General features: G+C 71.3%; 16 protein-coding genes. 13 read left to right on the top strand and 3 right to left on the bottom strand.

The window, feature by feature from the left end; translation table 11 throughout:
* The first annotated feature begins 158 nt into the window (after nt 1-158).
* The 10 genes from ACFW6P_RS26290 to ACFW6P_RS26245 all read left to right on the top strand — a co-directional run bounded on the left by ACFW6P_RS26290 (nt 159) and on the right by ACFW6P_RS26245 (nt 8,848).
* Entirely contained in the window at nt 159-1,088 is a 930-nt protein-coding gene (locus ACFW6P_RS26290; RefSeq protein ID WP_386354341.1) for a Rossmann-like and DUF2520 domain-containing protein, read from the top strand.
* Entirely contained in the window at nt 1,085-2,086 is a 1,002-nt protein-coding gene (gene panC, locus ACFW6P_RS26285; RefSeq protein ID WP_386354343.1) for a pantoate--beta-alanine ligase, read from the top strand. Before ACFW6P_RS26290 ends, panC begins: the two co-directional genes overlap by 4 nt.
* A complete protein-coding gene (locus ACFW6P_RS26280; protein ID WP_386354346.1) occupies nt 2,083-3,792 on the top strand; it encodes an L-aspartate oxidase in 1,710 nt (569 codons plus the stop codon). Before panC ends, ACFW6P_RS26280 begins: the two co-directional genes overlap by 4 nt.
* 5 nt (nt 3,793-3,797) lie before the next feature.
* Nucleotides 3,798-4,772, top strand: coding sequence for a carboxylating nicotinate-nucleotide diphosphorylase (gene nadC / locus ACFW6P_RS26275; protein ID WP_386354349.1), 975 nt, complete (start codon nt 3,798-3,800; stop codon nt 4,770-4,772).
* A 17-nt stretch (nt 4,773-4,789) separates the two neighbouring features.
* Complete coding sequence (locus ACFW6P_RS26270) at nt 4,790-5,587, top strand: type III pantothenate kinase (RefSeq protein ID WP_386425011.1); 798 nt, start codon at nt 4,790-4,792, stop codon at nt 5,585-5,587.
* Nucleotides 5,588-6,138: 551 nt separating this feature from the next.
* Entirely contained in the window at nt 6,139-6,879 is a 741-nt protein-coding gene (locus ACFW6P_RS26265) for a hypothetical protein (RefSeq protein WP_386425009.1), read from the top strand.
* Nucleotides 6,880-6,897: 18 nt separating this feature from the next.
* Nucleotides 6,898-7,086, top strand: a complete 189-nt coding sequence (locus tag ACFW6P_RS26260; protein ID WP_386354357.1) for a hypothetical protein — start codon at nt 6,898-6,900, stop codon at nt 7,084-7,086.
* Nucleotides 7,087-7,271: 185 nt separating this feature from the next.
* Nucleotides 7,272-7,718 (top strand): BlaI/MecI/CopY family transcriptional regulator, encoded by a 447-nt coding sequence (locus tag ACFW6P_RS26255; RefSeq protein WP_386354360.1) that lies wholly within the window; start codon nt 7,272-7,274, stop codon nt 7,716-7,718.
* 9 nt (nt 7,719-7,727) lie between these two features.
* Nucleotides 7,728-8,261 (top strand): amino-acid N-acetyltransferase, encoded by a 534-nt coding sequence (locus ACFW6P_RS26250; RefSeq protein ID WP_386354362.1) that lies wholly within the window; start codon nt 7,728-7,730, stop codon nt 8,259-8,261.
* A 251-nt stretch (nt 8,262-8,512) separates the two neighbouring features.
* Nucleotides 8,513-8,848 (top strand): Lsr2 family protein, encoded by a 336-nt coding sequence (locus tag ACFW6P_RS26245; protein ID WP_386354365.1) that lies wholly within the window; start codon nt 8,513-8,515, stop codon nt 8,846-8,848.
* Nucleotides 8,849-8,857: 9 nt separating this feature from the next.
* On the opposite strand, the gene ACFW6P_RS26240 is transcribed toward ACFW6P_RS26245, so the two are convergent.
* Nucleotides 8,858-9,613, bottom strand: a complete 756-nt coding sequence (locus tag ACFW6P_RS26240) for an SCO3374 family protein (protein WP_386354368.1) — start codon at nt 9,611-9,613, stop codon at nt 8,858-8,860.
* A 441-nt stretch (nt 9,614-10,054) separates the two neighbouring features.
* On the opposite strand from ACFW6P_RS26240, the gene ACFW6P_RS26235 reads away from it, so the two are divergent.
* Complete coding sequence (locus tag ACFW6P_RS26235; protein ID WP_386354371.1) at nt 10,055-12,580, top strand: ATP-dependent Clp protease ATP-binding subunit; 2,526 nt, start codon at nt 10,055-10,057, stop codon at nt 12,578-12,580.
* Between the two features lie 82 nt (nt 12,581-12,662).
* On the opposite strand, the gene ACFW6P_RS26230 is transcribed toward ACFW6P_RS26235, so the two are convergent.
* A complete protein-coding gene (locus ACFW6P_RS26230; RefSeq protein WP_386354374.1) occupies nt 12,663-13,295 on the bottom strand; it encodes an HAD family acid phosphatase in 633 nt (210 codons plus the stop codon).
* A 440-nt stretch (nt 13,296-13,735) separates the two neighbouring features.
* Here ACFW6P_RS26230 and ACFW6P_RS26225 point away from each other — a divergent pair, with 440 nt between their 5' ends.
* A complete protein-coding gene (locus tag ACFW6P_RS26225) occupies nt 13,736-14,341 on the top strand; it encodes a M23 family metallopeptidase (protein WP_386354377.1) in 606 nt (201 codons plus the stop codon).
* 18 nt (nt 14,342-14,359) lie between these two features.
* Here ACFW6P_RS26225 and ACFW6P_RS26220 read toward each other — a convergent pair whose 3' ends face one another.
* On the bottom strand, nt 14,360-14,956 hold the full coding sequence (locus ACFW6P_RS26220; RefSeq protein WP_386354379.1) for a TetR/AcrR family transcriptional regulator: 597 nt from the start codon (nt 14,954-14,956) through the stop codon (nt 14,360-14,362).
* A gap of 124 nt (nt 14,957-15,080) precedes the next feature.
* Here ACFW6P_RS26220 and ACFW6P_RS26215 point away from each other — a divergent pair, with 124 nt between their 5' ends.
* Nucleotides 15,081-16,679, top strand: a complete 1,599-nt coding sequence (locus ACFW6P_RS26215) for an MDR family MFS transporter (protein WP_386354382.1) — start codon at nt 15,081-15,083, stop codon at nt 16,677-16,679.
* Nucleotides 16,680-16,714: the final 35 nt, after the last annotated feature.

The following is a 16,714-nucleotide window of genomic DNA, read 5'->3' as shown; positions in this document are numbered from 1 at the left end:
GCGATCCTCCCTCGCGCGCGTGCGGCCCGGCACCCGGATTCCACGCCTCCGGCATGCACACCCTGTGGACGACCGAACGCCTCCGGAACCGATCGCGTTAACATGACGAGAAATCGTCCGGTACCCGGAGCGGACTGGAACGGGAAGGCCGCCGTCGAGTGAACACAACCCCACTGCCAGACCCCAAGGACCGCCCCGCGCGGCTCACCGTCGGCGTCGTCGGCGCCGGGCGCGTAGGCCCCGCACTGGCGGCGTCCCTCCAGCTCGCCGGGCACCACCCGGTCGCCGTCTCCGCGGTCTCCGACGCCTCCCGGCGCCGCGCCGCCCAGCTGCTGCCCGACGTGCCGGTGATGCCGCCCGCCGAGGTCCTGCGGCGGTCCGAGCTGGTGCTGCTGACCGTTCCGGACGACGCCCTGCCCGAGCTGGTCGCGGGCCTCGCCGACACCGGTTCCGTCCGGCCGGGCCAGCTGCTCGTCCACACCTCCGGGCGGTACGGGGCACGGGTGCTCGACCTCGCCCTGCGCGCGGGCGCCCTGCCGCTCGCGCTGCACCCGGCGATGACCTTCACGGGCACGCCCGTGGACGTCCAGCGCCTGGCCGGCTGCTCCTTCGGCGTCACCGCCCCCGAGGAGCTGCGCCTGGCCGCCGAGGCCCTCGTCATCGAGATGGGCGGCGAGCCGGAGTGGATCGCCGAGGAGAACCGCCCGCTCTACCACGCGGCCCTCGCCCTGGGCGCCAACCACCTGGTCACCCTGGTCGCCCAGTCCATGGAGCTGCTGCGCGCCGCCGGGGTCGCGGCCCCCGACCGGATGCTCGGCCCGCTGCTCGGCGCGGCCCTGGACAACGCCCTGCGCTCCGGCGACGCGGCCCTCACCGGCCCCGTCGCGCGCGGCGACGCGGGCACGGTCGCCGCGCACGTCACCGAGCTGCGCCGGCACGCCCCGCAGGCCGTCGCCGGCTACCTGGCGATGGCCCGCGCCACCGCCGACCGGGCCCTGGCGCACGGCCTGCTGAAGCCGGAGCTCGCGGAGGACCTCCTCGGGGTACTCGCGCACGGGACCGACGGCACCGAAGGGGACGCCCGATGACCACCACCCTGCTGCGCACCGCCGGTGAGCTGCACGCACGCGCGCGTACGGGTCGCCGTGCCGTGGTGATGACCATGGGCGCCCTGCACGAGGGCCACGCCACCCTCGTCCGCACCGCCCGTGCCGTCGCCGGCCGCGGTGGCGAGGTCGTCGTCACGGTCTTCGTCAACCCGCTGCAGTTCGGCGCGGGCGAGGACCTCGACCGCTACCCGCGCACGCTGGACGCCGACGTCGAGCTCGCCGGGCGGTCCGGCGCGGACGTCGTGTTCGCCCCGTCCGTCGACGAGGTCTACCCCGGCGGCGAGCCCCAGGTCCGCGTCAGCGCCGGCCCCATGGGCGAGCGCCTGGAGGGCGCCTCCCGCCCCGGCCACTTCGACGGCATGCTCACCGTCGTCGCGAAGCTGCTGCACCTGACCCGCCCCGACGTCGCCCTGTACGGCCAGAAGGACGCCCAGCAGCTCGCGCTGATCCGCCGCATGGTGCGGGACCTGAACTTCGGCGTGGAGATCGTCGGCGTCCCCACCGTCCGCGAGGAGGACGGCCTGGCGCTGTCCAGCCGCAACCGCTACCTCTCGGCTCCCGAGAGGCGCACCGCCCTCGCCCTGTCCCGGGCCCTGTTCGCCGGCCAGGACCGGCACGCCGCGCAGGAGGCGCTGCGCGCCCGGGCCCGCGAGGTGCCCGCCACGCGCGCGCGTGCCGAGGCCCTCAGCGCCATCGGCGAGTCCCGCGCCGCTGCCGACGCGCACGCCGTGGCGACGGCCGTGCCCGGCGGTCCGGCCGCCGTCCGCGCAGCCGCCCGCCAGGTCCTCGACGAGGCCGCCCGCCTCGAACCGCCGCTCGCGCTGGACTACCTGGCCCTGGTCGACCCCTCCGACTTCACGGAGATCGGCGACGACTTCACCGGCGAGGCGGTCCTCGCCGTCGCCGCCCGGGTCGGCACGACCCGGCTGATCGACAACATCCCCCTGACCTTCGGAAACTTCGGAGCCGCCTCGTGAGCACCACAGGCATACGACTGCACGCGCCCGCCCCCGGCTGGTCCATCACGGCGGACGTGGTCGTCGTCGGCTCCGGCGTCGCCGGCCTGACCGCGGCCCTGCGCTGCCAGGCCGCGGGCCTGCGGACCGTCGTCGTGACCAAGGCCCGCCTCGACGACGGCTCCACCCGCTGGGCGCAGGGCGGCATCGCCGCTGCCCTCGGCGAGGGCGACTCCCCCGAGCAGCACCTCGACGACACCCTGGTCGCCGGGGCGGGACTGTGCGACGAGGAGGCCGTCCGCATCCTCGTCACCGAGGGCCCCGACGCCGTACGCCGCCTCATCCGGACCGGCGCGCAGTTCGACGAGTCCACCGAGGGCGGTCTCGAACTCACCCGCGAGGGCGGCCACCACCGCCGCCGCATCGCGCACGCCGGCGGCGACGCCACCGGTGCCGAGATCTCCCGCGCCCTGGTCGAAGCGGTCCGTGCGCGCGGAATGCGCACCATCGAGAACGCCCTCGTCCTGGACCTCCTCACCGACGCCGAGGGCCGCACGGCGGGCGTCACCCTGCACGTCATGGGCGAGGGCCAGCACGACGGCGTCGGAGCCGTCCACGCCCCCGCGGTGGTCCTGGCCACCGGCGGCATGGGCCAGGTCTTCTCCGCGACCACCAACCCGTCGGTCTCCACGGGCGACGGCGTCGCGCTGGCGCTGCGCGCGGGGGCCGAGGTCAGCGACCTGGAATTCGTCCAGTTCCACCCCACCGTGCTGTTCCTCGGCCCCGACGCGGAGGGCCAGCAGCCCCTGGTCTCCGAGGCCGTGCGCGGCGAGGGCGCCCACCTGGTCGACGCCGACGGCGTGCGCTTCATGGTGGGGCAGCACGAACTGGCCGAGCTCGCCCCGCGCGACATCGTCGCCAAGGGCATCACGCGCCGCATGCAGGAGCAGGACGCCGAGCACATGTACCTCGACGCCCGCCACTTCGGCGCCGAGATGTGGGAGCACCGCTTCCCGACCATCCTCGCCGCCTGCCGCGCCCACGGCATCGACCCGGTCACCGAGCCCGTCCCGGTCGCCCCGGCCGCCCACTACGCCTCCGGCGGCGTCCGCACCGACTCCCGCGGCCGCACGACGGTGCCCGGTCTGTACGCGTGCGGCGAGGTCGCCTGCACCGGCGTGCACGGCGCCAACCGCCTGGCCTCCAACTCCCTCCTCGAAGGTCTCGTCTACGCCGAGCGCATCGCGGCCGACATCGCGGAGACCGGCCTCCACGCGCGCGTGCCGCAGCCCCTGCCGCACCCCGAGATCCCCGAGCACCCCCTGCAGACCCCCGAGGCCCGCTTCACGATCCAGCGGATCATGACGAACGGGGCGGGCGTCCTGCGCTCGGCCGGCTCCCTCGCCCAGGCCGCCGACGAGCTCCAGCGCCTGCACACCGACGCCCGGGAGGCCCTCGCCGAGAACGGCAAGACGGCCGAGGCCGGCGTCGACACCTGGGAGGCCACCAACCTCCTGTGCGTGGCCCGCGTCCTGGTCGCCGCCGCCCTGCTGCGCGAGGAGACCCGGGGCTGCCACTGGCGCGAGGACCGCCCCGAGCGCGACGACGAGGCCTGGCGCCGCCACATCGTCGTCCGCCTGAACCCGGACCGCACCCTGGCCGTGCACGCCACGGACACCACACACTTCCCCCCGACCCTCCCTCCCCAGGCCCCCCAGGAGCAGTGACCGACGTGACCACCCCCGACCTTCCCCTCGCCTCCTCCGGAGGCTGCGGCGACGGCTGCGCCTGCGGCGCGGACGACGAGGCGTACCTGGAGTGCGGCCTGGACCCCGCGCTCGCCCAGCTCCTGGCCGACGCCGGCCTCGACCCCGTCGAGGTCGAGGACATCGCCAACGTGGCCCTCCAGGAGGACCTGGCCCACGGCGTGGACGTGACCACGGTCGCGACGATCCCCGAGGACGCGGTCGCCACCGCCGACTTCACCGCCCGCGAGACGGGCGTCGTCGCGGGCCTGCGCATCGCCGAGGCGGTCCTCTCCGTCGTCTGCGAGGAGGAGCTCGAGATCGAGCGCCACGCGGAGGACGGCGACCGCGTCGAGGCGGGCCGCAAGCTCCTGTCGGTCACCACCCGCACCCGCGACCTGCTCACGGCCGAGCGCAGCGCGCTGAACATCCTGTGCCGGCTGTCCGGCATCGCGACCGCCACGCGCGCGTGGGCGGACGTCCTGGAGGGCACGAAGGCCAGGGTCCGCGACACCCGCAAGACCACCCCCGGCCTGCGCAGCCTGGAGAAGTACGCGGTGCGTTGCGGCGGCGGGGTCAACCACCGCATGTCCCTCTCGGACGCGGCCCTGGTCAAGGACAACCACGTGGTGGCCGCGGGCGGTGTCGCCGAGGCCTTCCAGGCGGTCCGCGCACGCTTCCCCGAGGTCCCGATCGAGGTCGAGGTCGACACCCTGCACCAGCTCCGCGAGGTCCTGGACGCCGGCGCCGACCTGATCCTGCTGGACAACTTCACACCGGCCGAGTGCGCGGAGGCCGTCGCGATCGTCGACGGCCGCGCCGCCCTGGAGGCCTCGGGCCGCCTCACCCTCGGCACCGCCAAGGCGTACGCGGACACCGGCGTCGACTACCTCGCCGTCGGTGCCCTCACCCACTCCTCGCCGATCCTGGACATCGGCCTCGACCTGCGGTCGGCGGAGTAGGGGAGCGGGTACGGGTCATGCTGCTGACGATCGACGTGGGAAACACGCACACCGTCCTCGGCCTGTTCGACGGCGACGAGATCGTCGAACACTGGCGCATCTCCACGGACGCCCGCCGCACCGCCGACGAACTGGCCGTCCTGCTCCAGGGCCTGATGGGCATGCACCCGCTCCTCGGCGACGAGCTGGGCGACGGCATCGACGGCATCGCCATCTGCGCGACCGTCCCCTCCGTCCTGCACGAACTGCGCGAGGTGACCCGCCGCTACTACGGCGACGTCCCCGCGATCCTCGTCGAACCGGGGGTCAGGACCGGCGTCCCGATCCTCATGGACAACCCCAAGGAGGTCGGCGCGGACCGCATCATCAACGCGGTCGCGGCGGTGGAGCTCTACGGCGGCCCGGCCATCGTCGTCGACTTCGGCACGGCGACGACGTTCGACGCGGTCAGCACGCGCGGGGAGTACGTCGGCGGGGTCATCGCGCCCGGCATCGAGATCTCGGTGGAGGCCCTCGGCGTCCGGGGAGCCCAGCTCCGCAAGATCGAGGTGGCCCGGCCCCGCAGCGTCATCGGCAAGAACACGGTCGAGGCCATGCAGTCGGGCGTCATCTACGGCTTCGCGGGCCAGGTCGACGGCGTGGTCAACCGGATGGCCAGAGAACTGGCGGACGACCTGGAGGACGTCACCGTCATCGCGACGGGCGGACTGGCTCCGCTGGTCCTCGGCGAGTCGTCGGTGATCGACGAGCACGAGCCGTGGCTGACGCTGATCGGCCTGCGGCTGGTGTACGAGCGGAACGCGTCGCGCATGTGAGGCCCCGAGCAAGCCGAGGCCGCGGCGTCGCGCCCCGGCGCAGCGGGCTCGGCTTCCCATGCGGGGGCCCCTCGACGGCACGACTGCCCGCAGCGAGGCGGCCCCGGCGACCCGCAGCTGGGCGAACCGGCACCCGCGCACGCTCGGAAGGGGACGTGCCGGGGGTGCCCGCCCGCAGCGGTCGGCGCGTCAACACCAGTCACCCGGTAGGCAACTCCATCGCGCCGGTCCGAGCACGGACACCCCCCGGCGCGGCCCCGCACCCACTGCCGGAAAGGCGCGACGCGCACCCCCGCCGAAGCCGCCACAGGCCGCCGCAGGCGCTCCCCCGGCGCGGCCCCGCACCCACTGCCGGAAAGGCGCGACGCGCACCCCCGCCGAAGCTGCCACAGGCCGCCGCAGGCGCTCCCCTCGTCCCCTCGTCCCCCGGCCCGGGGGGGTGGCCCGCCCCCCGGGCCGGGGGACCCTGGGCCCGCCCACCCGGGTGGTCCCCCCCACGCCACACCTGTCACCTATGTCAAATTTGTCCGATTAGCGCGTATCGTCGCCGCATGCCCACGCCATACGGATCCCGCGGCGGCATGGCGTTCGGCGCGGAGGAGCTGCGTGTGCTCCGCCGCGCTCTCGCTCTCGCCCTCCACCCCGCCTCCGCCTCGTCCGAGGACGTCCAGGACTGCCTCCGCCTCGCAGAGTCGCTCGACGAGGCGGTCCGGGAGGGGGTCAGGCTGCGCGCCTTCCTCGTGGCCGACCTCGGCCGGTACCGTACCGCCCTCCCCGGCGCCGCCGCCGGCTACCTGGCACTCCTGGACGAGGCCCTGGGCGCCGGCTACCGCCCCCAGTCGGACGACCTCACCGCCCTGCGCGCCCTCCGCGGCAACCCCACCGCCGCGGCCCTCCTGGACCGCTGCGCGGCGACCCAGGTCGTCGCGCCCCGGGCCCCCCTCGCGACCCGGAGCCCCGCCCGGACCGTCCCGGCGTCCCGGACGGGTGCCGGCACCCGCACCGGCGCCGGCACCCGTACCCGCCTCCTCGCCCTCCCCGGCGGCCTCACCGCCCCCGCCGGCGGCGACGCCGAGGACGCGCCCGGGAAGCAGCCCGGGAAGAAGCCGGCCCACAAGGCCCCGGCCCCGAAGCCCGCGCCCGCGCCCGCCCCGCACCCGGCCCCCGCCCCGCGCGCTCCCAAGGGCACCCCCAAGCCCTCCCGCCCGATCCCCACCCCGGGCGAGGTCTTCCCCCGCCGCAAGCCCACACCCCCGCCCCCGGCGGGCCCCCAGCACCTCACCGCGGTCTGACGTGACTACCCTGGATCCATGGACTACGTCTCCGCGCTCCTGCCCCCGGTCGTCATGGCCGCCCTCTTCATCGCCGTGATCCGGGTCATCGTGAAGACGCAGGGCGGCGCCAACAAGGCCAAGGAGGACGAGGCCGTGGACGCCGCCCTCGCCCGCGTGGACGGCGCCCGCCAGTCCTCCGCGGCCACGCCCGGGACCGAGGCCTGACCGCACCCCCTCCAGCGGCGTACGACTCCGCGGGGCGCGCCCACCGCGACGCCCCCGCCCCCGAGTCGTACGCCCTTTTTGTTCCAGTTCGCCGCTTAAGTGCACGTCCGGCACGCCGTTGCCGGGATCTCCCACTATTGTTCTGAGCTGTGCCTCGCCCATTGGGAGAACTCGAAGACGCGGTCATGTCGCGGGTCTGGAAGTGGAACCGCCCCGTGACCGTTCGAGAAGTCCTGGAAGATCTTCAGAAGGAGCGGTCCATCGCGTACACCACCGTGATGACCGTTTTGGACAATCTCCATCAGAAGGGCTGGGTGCGCCGCGAGGCGGAAGGCCGTGCCTATCGATATGAGGCGGTCTCGACCCGCGCCGCCTACGCCGCCGCCCTGATGAACGACGCCTGGTCGCAGAGCGACAACCCGGCCGCCGCACTCGTCGCCTTCTTCGGCATGATGAGCGAGGAACAGCGCCACGCTCTCCGCGACGCCGTACGCATCGTCCAGGGCCCGGAAACACCGGAACCGACCGAACCGTCGGAATCCGCCGGACGATCCGAACCCCCGCCGCCGGCGGAACCCGCGGAAGGCCCCGCGCAGAACCCCGCCTCCCCTCAGGAGCCCGGCGGGCGATAGCGTCCGTTCATGTCCGCGAAGAGCCCCGAAGCCCCCGCAAAAGCCATCACCGTCCGACGGGCCCGCACGAGCGATGTCCCGGCCGTGCGGCGCCTCCTCGACGCCTACGTCCGCAGCGGCATCCTGCTCGACAAAGCGACGGTGACGCTTTACGAGGACATCCAGGAGTTCTGGGTCGCGGAACGCGACGACAACGCCGAGGTGGTGGGCTGCGGCGCGCTGCACGTGATGTGGGAAGACCTCGCGGAAGTGCGCACTCTCGCCGTGAAGCCGGGTCTGAAGGGCGCGGGGGTCGGACACCAAGTGCTGGAGAAGTTGCTGCAGACCGCCCGCTGGCTCGGTGTTCGCCGGGTTTTCTGTCTGACCTTCGAAGTCGACTTCTTCGGCAAGCACGGCTTCGTGGAGATCGGCGAGACGCCCGTCGACACGGATGTGTACGCGGAGCTGCTGCGTTCCTATGACGAGGGTGTCGCGGAGTTCCTGGGTCTCGAACGAGTGAAACCGAACACCTTGGGCAACAGCCGGATGCTTCTGCATCTGTGATCGCCGAGCGCGGGACAAGACCGCCGCGGACAAGACCGATTCCGCTCCGCACCCCTGCCCCGGTGCCCTATGTCCGAAACGCGCACGTTTCCCGGCGGAGTCCGGGCTGCCGGTCTCTGCCGAGGGTTTGTGTTTTTCCCGCAAAAGCGGTTTGCTTTCCGACGTAGTGCAGTACTGCATATAACAGGGGACGGCGATACGGCGGACGCCGGCACACCCGGGCCCTGAAGATATCGATGAAAGGAAATCCGGTGGCACAGAAGGTTCAGGTCCTTCTTGTCGACGACCTCGACGGCGGCGAGGCGGACGAGACCGTGACGTTCGCGCTGGACGGCAAGACGTACGAGATCGATCTCACCACCGCCAATGCGGACAAGCTCCGCGGTCTTCTCGAGCCTTACGTGAGGGGCGGTCGTCGTACCGGGGGCCGTGCTTCGGGCGGGCGCGGAAAGACGCGCGCGGCTTCGAGCGGCAGCCAGGACACCGCGGCGATCCGCGCCTGGGCGAAGGAGAACGGTTACGAGGTCAACGACCGCGGCCGTGTTCCCGCGACCATCCGCGAGGCCTACGAGAAGGCCAACGGCTGAACAGCGGCACTACCGACCCTGCGCAGGCAAGGCCGGTGGCCGGGCGACCGCGCCCCGCAGCCGGATCCGGTGGCACCACGTGGCCACCGTGTTCACCAGCCGTACGAGATCGGGGGCGTCTCCACCGCCCCCCAGCGCCGACAGCGTCGGCAGCGAGGCCTCGGCCTCGCATCCCGGCTCGGGGGGCCGCAGCCACACGGCGGCCCCCTGGGAACCGAGTCGGCCCAGGGGAAGCGGCCGGCCGGGACCCGAGCCGGACGCGGGACGCGGCGCGCCCCGTCCCTCGGGCGCCGCGTGCGGCGCGACGGGGAACGGGGCGCCCGTGAGGCCACCCGGCCCCGGAGGCCGCCGCGCGTCCGCCCCGGCCGCCCGCAGCGGTGCCGGCAGGACGCCGCCCGGGCCCAAGGCCCTCAGGTCCGGCCGCAGCGGACCCCACTCCAGCCACTCCAGCAGCCCCGGAAGCTCCTCCGCGCTGCCCGGCGCCACCAGCAGCAGCATCCGGTCCTCCCACAGGGCCACCGGAGAGGCCGGCCACAGGTGCCGCAACGCCGCACGGCCCGCCTCGGCCGGTACGTCCAGGACGTCGAAGCGCTCTCCCACCACAAGCCGCACCGGATCGCCGGGCACGGTCGGCCATCCCAGTTCGTTCTCGTACCACCGCCGGATCCGGCCGCTCGTGCCGGGACCCGCGGGGTCGAGTGGCCGGCGGGGGTGCGGGACCACCCCGGGCGGGGACGAGGGCGGGGAGTGAGGGGTGACGAACATGCCAGATGCAACCGTCGGAAGGGCGTGCGGGTTACGCTCGATGCACGCTGCGTGCTGCCGTGAGCGCACAGAGTGGCGAATCGGGGGCGTGTGGGGAGTACGGGGAGGCGCAAGGTTGTTCGCCCGTAGCGGAGGGAACGGGGGCGCTCGGCATGGACTTCCGGTCCCCGCGGGTAAGACATCCCTAGTGGGAGGGGGCGACGCGCGGGAAAGGACGTCTCACGTTCGCCATCGGCGTAGTGGCGACTGGGGTATCTGCCTGGCCTGCGGGAACATCGTCTCGCACCATCGGGTTGGAGCAGATGTCGGCGTTCGGGGTCAGGAGGCCAAGGACGGTGTCGGCAGTTGGAATGAGCGGTCCCCGCTCGCGGGACTAAGCTGCGGAAGGACAGGGAGGGGAAGTTCCCCCCACTGCCTGACCGCTCTGAGGAGCGATTAACGATGTTCGAGAGGTTCACCGACCGCGCGCGGCGGGTTGTCGTCCTGGCTCAGGAAGAAGCCCGGATGCTCAACCACAACTACATCGGCACCGAGCACATCCTCCTGGGCTTGATCCACGAGGGTGAGGGTGTCGCCGCCAAGGCCCTTGAGAGCCTCGGGATTTCGCTCGAGGCGGTCCGCCAGCAGGTGGAGGAGATCATCGGCCAGGGCCAGCAGGCCCCGTCCGGCCACATCCCCTTCACCCCCCGTGCCAAGAAGGTCCTGGAGCTGTCGCTCCGCGAGGCCCTTCAGCTGGGCCACAACTACATCGGCACGGAGCACATCCTGCTCGGCCTGATCCGGGAGGGCGAGGGCGTCGCCGCCCAGGTCCTCGTCAAGCTGGGCGCAGATCTCAACCGGGTGCGGCAGCAGGTCATCCAGCTGCTCTCCGGCTACCAGGGCAAGGAGACCGCCGCCGCCGGCGGTCCTGCCGAGGGCACGCCCTCCACGTCCCTGGTCCTCGACCAGTTCGGCCGGAACCTCACCCAGGCGGCCCGCGAGTCCAAGCTCGACCCGGTCATCGGGCGCGAGAAGGAGATCGAGCGGGTCATGCAGGTGCTGTCCCGCCGCACCAAGAACAACCCGGTGCTGATCGGTGAGCCCGGCGTCGGCAAGACCGCCGTCGTCGAGGGTCTCGCCCAGGCCATCGTCAAGGGTGAGGTGCCCGAGACCCTCAAGGACAAGCACCTCTACACCCTGGACCTCGGCGCCCTGGTCGCCGGCTCCCGCTACCGCGGTGACTTCGAGGAGCGCCTGAAGAAGGTCCTCAAGGAGATCCGCACCCGCGGCGACATCATCCTGTTCATCGACGAGCTGCACACGCTGGTCGGCGCGGGTGCCGCCGAGGGCGCGATCGACGCCGCGAGCATCCTCAAGCCGATGCTGGCCCGCGGTGAGCTGCAGACCATCGGTGCGACGACGCTGGACGAGTACCGCAAGCACCTGGAGAAGGACGCGGCCCTGGAGCGCCGCTTCCAGCCCATCCAGGTCGCGGAGCCGTCCCTGCCGCACACGATCGAGATCCTCAAGGGTCTGCGCGACCGGTACGAGGCCCACCACCGGGTCTCCATCACCGACGAGGCGCTGGTCCAGGCCGCCACCCTGGCCGACCGGTACATCTCGGACCGCTTCCTGCCGGACAAGGCGATCGACCTGATCGACGAGGCCGGCTCGCGGATGCGCATCCGCCGGATGACCGCGCCGCCGGACCTGCGCGAGTTCGACGAGAAGATCGCCGGCGTGCGCCGCGACAAGGAGTCCGCGATCGACTCGCAGGACTTCGAGAAGGCCGCCTCCCTGCGCGACAAGGAGAAGCAGCTCCTGGCCGCCAAGGCCAAGCGCGAGAAGGAGTGGAAGGCCGGCGACATGGACGTCGTGGCCGAGGTCGACGGCGAGCTCATCGCCGAGGTCCTCGCGACGGCCACCGGCATCCCGGTCTTCAAGCTGACCGAGGAGGAGTCCTCGCGTCTGCTGCGCATGGAGGACGAGCTCCACAAGCGCGTCATCGGTCAGAAGGACGCCGTCAAGGCGCTGTCGAAGGCGATCCGCCGTACGCGTGCCGGTCTGAAGGACCCCAAGCGCCCCGGTGGCTCGTTCATCTTCGCCGGCCCGTCCGGTGTCGGTAAGACCGAGCTGTCCAAGGCGCTCGCCGAGTTCCTCTTCGGCGACGAGGACGCGCTGATCTCCCTCGACATGTCGGAGTTCAGCGAGAAGCACACGGTCTCGCGTCTCTTCGGTTCGCCCCCCGGCTACGTGGGCTACGAGGAGGGCGGCCAGCTGACCGAGAAGGTCCGCCGCAAGCCGTTCTCGGTCGTCCTTTTCGACGAGGTCGAGAAGGCCCACCCGGACATCTTCAACTCGCTGCTGCAGATCCTGGAGGACGGTCGCCTGACCGACTCCCAGGGCCGGGTCGTGGACTTCAAGAACACGGTCATCATCATGACGACCAACCTCGGCACCCGGGACATCTCCAAGGGCTTCAACCTGGGCTTCGCCGCCTCGGGTGACACGAAGACCAACTACGAGCGCATGAAGAACAAGGTCCAGGACGAGCTCAAGCAGCACTTCCGGCCCGAGTTCCTCAACCGTGTCGACGACGTGGTCGTCTTCCCGCAGCTCAGCCAGGACGACATCCTCCAGATCGTCGACCTGATGATCGGCAAGGTGGACGAGCGCCTGAAGGACCGGGACATGGGCATCGAGCTCTCCCAGTCCGCCAAGGAACTGCTGTCCAAGAAGGGCTACGACCCCGTGCTGGGCGCGCGTCCGCTGCGTCGCACCATCCAGCGCGAGATCGAGGACTCCCTGTCGGAGAAGATCCTCTTCGGCGAGCTCCGCCCCGGCCACATCGTGGTCGTGGACACGGAGGGCGAGGGCGAGGCCAAGACCTTCACCTTCCGCGGTGAGGAGAAGTCGGCCCTGCCCGACGTCCCGCCGATCGAGCAGGCGGCCGGCGGCACGGGTCCGAACCTGAGCAAGGACGCGTAAGCGTCACGGCCGGACGAGAACCGCGCGAAAGGGGCCGGTGCACAGCACCGGCCCCTTTCGCATGCCCTGGCGCCTTTCGCGCCTAGGACAGCTGCCCGTCGTAGTCGGGCAGCTTGTACGTCTTCTCAGCATGGCCGCCGGAGAGATCGGTGGCGCTGTTGCCGATGTTCGCGATGATCGTGTAGCCCTTCTTCTCGATCGCCACGCGCTGGGCCGTCTTGTAGTCCGCGACGTTCTTGAAGAGGTCGAGGAAGGAGCGGACGTGCAGGCCGGACACCTGATAGCCGACCCGCTTCAGGTTGTACTCGGTGAACGAGGCGACGATGTCCGGACGGGCCGTCACGAAGAACAGGGCGACACCGCGCTCCTGGGCGTATCTGGCGGCCTCCAGGACCGGCTTGTTGGCCGGCTGGGGGTAGCTGAAGCCGAAGTCGGTCTCGAGCGTCGTGTTGTCGATGTCGAAGACGACGGCCTGCTTCTCGCCCGGCCTCGTGGCCGCGATCCGCTGCTTGAGGTAGGGCAGTGCCTGGTCCATCACCGCCTGGACGTCCTTCTGCCAGGTCGCATAGTCCACCTTGGCCGTGGAGGCCGTGGAGGCGGCCGTGGAGGCCCGTGCGGCCGTCGTGGCGTCGGCCGGTGCGGCCAGGGCGACGAGGGCGGCCGTGGAGACGGCGGTCACGGAGGCGCGGCGCAGCCAGGGGCGTCGGGTCTGCATGTCGTGGGGGTCCTCTCACGTCAATGACGCTGCCAACATGTCGTGTGCATGCTCGTGGGCGAGGGTGGCGCGAGGGGAACCGTAGGGTTACCGCACGGTAGGTGCCTAGAGGCGTGCGCCACATTTCCGGAATGGCCCCGGAGGGTGGCCGGTGACATGCCACACAGGCGATATGTCCGTTACTAGGAGGAATAGTGGAAGGGAGGCCTGGATGAAATGGACATTTGCCCCAAGATGCGGGCTATGGAGGCTGTAAGTGCCCTGATTCGTCCGGTATGCAGGGACTGTCAAGAGATGTGGAACACGGAACGAAGGTACTAACCAAGACCGTAGATCATGCTTTTGGGTGTTTGTCGGACTTCGGGTTACCAAGGGACGGCCATGCGGCGAGCGACTGTGCGCCGGGTGGTTTTCTCCGTCCCCGTCTCCGCGAGGTTTCGATGTCCCAGCGCGCCACGTCCCTTTCCTCCCGTACGTCCCAGCTCCGCACCCGTGCGGCCGTGCTGGCCGCCGGTCTCGGTGTCTCGGTCGCCCTGGGGGCCGGGGTCGCGTCCGCCGCCGACACCACGGTCGCGTCCGGTGCCGCCACCGCCGTCCAGGCGCAGGCCGCCGCCAAGAAGGCCGCGCCCTCCTGGGTCAACCCGGTGAAGAGCTACAAGCTGTCCGCCACCTTCGCCCAGAACGGCGGCATGTGGCAGTCCACCCACAGCGGTCAGGACTTCGCGGTGCCGAGTGGCACCAAGGTCGTCGCCGCGCACGGCGGCACCGTGGTCAAGGCCGGCGGCAACGGCGCCGGTGACGGTCCCGCGTACGGCAACGCCGTCGTGATCAAGCACGGCAACGGCACGTACTCGCAGTACGCCCACCTGTCGAAGATCACGGTGAAGATCGGCCAGATCGTCAAGACCGGCCAGGAGATCGCCAAGTCCGGCAACACCGGCAACTCCAGCGGTCCGCACCTGCACTTCGAGATCCGTACGACCCCGAACTACGGCACGGCGATCGATCCCGTGAAGTTCCTGCGCGCCAAGGGCGTCCAGCTCTGACCTGCCCGGCCCGGCCCGCTAGGAGCCCCCGGCTCCCCGGTGGGCCCGGGTCACCAGGTCCATGGCGACCTCGAGGACGGCCTTGTTCTTCTCCTCGGGGTCGCCTTCGAGGTCCTGCAGCAGTGAGATCCCGGCGTGCAGGGTGAAGATCGCGCTGACGCTGCGGACCTGGTCGACCAGGTCCGCGTCCGGGTCGATGATGACGTCGCGCAGGCCGCGGATCCGCTCCTTGACGGAGTCGCCGATCCGCAGGTCCCGTACCGTCGCCTGGTTCTCGTGCATGAAGCGGAACAGCGGTGCCGCCTGGGTGAGCGTGTCGGCGTAGCGGCGGATGATCTCGCGCTTGGTCTCCAGGGTGTGCGGCTGCCGCCGGCCCCAGGCGATCAGGTCCTCGATCGGCTGGGTGAGGTCCTCGAAGATGCTGACGAGGATCTCTTCCTTGGTCTTGAAGTGGTAGTAGAGGGCCGCCTTGGTGACGTCGAGGTGCTCGGCGATCTCACGCAGGGACGTCTTCTCGTAGCCCTGCTCCGCGAAGAGTTCGAGGGCCACGTCCTGGATGCGTCGACGGGTGTCCCCGCGGCGCCGCTGCCTGGTGCCGTCCATGGTGCCGCCCATCCTCCTACGCCGCCCGCTTTCCCTAAAACTTACTTGACGCCCGGCTAGTTCCGCGGCTAGCTTCCGAGTGTAGTCACTAGCCGGTCGGCAAGTAAGTAGCGGTAGCTGGGGGAGTGGGGAAGCGATGGCGGAGGTAACGGACGGATCGGCTGCGATCCGCGCCGACAGCGGGGGCGAACAGCCCCGGAGCGTGCGGGTCGTGCTGCTCGCACTGATGATCGCGATGATGCTCGCGATGCTCGACAACATGATCATCGGTACGGCCATGCCGACGATCGTCGGTGAGCTGGGCGGGCTCGAGCACCTCTCCTGGGTGGTCACCTCCTACACGCTCGCCACCGCGGCCTCCACCCCGCTGTGGGGCAAGCTCGGCGACATGTACGGCCGCAAGGGTACGTTCCTGTCGTCCATCGTGCTCTTCCTGATCGGCTCGGCGCTCAGCGGCATGGCCCAGAACATGGGCGAGCTGATCGGTTTCCGCGCCGTGCAGGGCCTCGGCGCCGGTGGTCTGATGGTGGGCGTGATGGCGATCATCGGCGACCTGATCCCGCCCCGGGAGCGCGGCAAGTACCAGGGCATGATGGCCGGCGTCATGGCGCTGGCGATGATCGGCGGCCCGCTGGTCGGCGGCACGATCACCGACAACTGGGGCTGGCGCTGGGCGTTCTACATCAACCTGCCGCTCGGCGTGGTCGCGCTGGTCGCGGTCAGCGCGGTGCTGCACCTGCCGCGGAAGCGGACGCAGGCGCGGATCGACTATCCGGGCGCCGTGCTGCTGACCGTCGGCATCACCGCGATCGTGCTCGTCACCACCTGGGGCGGCACCGAGTACGCCTGGACCTCCGCGCGGATCATGGAGCTGACCGGCATCGGGGCCGCCGCGCTCGTCGGGTTCGTGTTCTGGCAGACGAAGGCCGCCGAGCCGGTCCTGCCGCTGCACATCTTCCGCAGCCTGAACTTCACGCTGATGTCGGTCATCGGCTTCATCACCGGCTTCGTGATGTTCGGCGCGACCCTGTTCCTGCCCTTCTACCAGCAGGCCGTGCAGGGTGCGTCCGCGACCAACTCCGGGCTGCTGCTCCTGCCGATGCTCGGTGCGATGCTGGTCACGTCGATGGTCGCCGGGCGGGTCACGACGAGCACCGGCAAGTACAAGGTCTTCCCGGTGCTGGGCAGTGCGCTGATGATCGTCGGGCTGTACCTGCTGTCCACGATGGACACGGGCACGTCCCGGTTCACTTCCGGTGTCTTCATGGCCGTCGTCGGGCTCGGCATGGGCTGTCTGATGCAGATCACCATGCTGGTCGCGCAGAACAGCGTGGAGATGAAGGACATGGGCGTCGCGTCCTCCTCCGCCACCCTCTTCCGCACCCTCGGCTCCTCCTTCGGCGTCGCGATCATGGGCGCGCTGTTCAACAGCCGCGTCCAGGACGTGATGACGGAGCGGGCCGGGGCGCTGGGCTCGAAGGTGACCGAGCAGTCGGCCCAGCTCGACCAGGCGAGTCTGGCCAAGCTGCCGGAGGCGGCCCGCGAGGCCTACCAGCACGCGGTCTCCTCCGGCACGCACTCGGCGTTCCTGCTCGGGGCCGTGGTGGCGGTCCTGGCGCTGGCGGCGGCGGTCTTCGTCAAGGAGGTGCCGCTGAAGGGCGCGGGACCGAAGCCCGCGGAGGACGGCCGGACGGACGCCGCCGCGGCGCAGGCGGCGGTGGCGAAGGCGGTCTGACGTCCGGAGGCGGTCTGACGTCCGGAGGCGGCCTG

Source organism: Streptomyces sp. NPDC058741 (assembly GCF_042746715.1).
In the GTDB taxonomy this organism is placed as follows: Bacteria; Actinomycetota; Actinomycetes; order Streptomycetales; family Streptomycetaceae; genus Streptomyces.
Note: the sequence above shows the minus strand (reverse complement) of the source record. Positions and strands in the feature narration are given on the sequence as shown.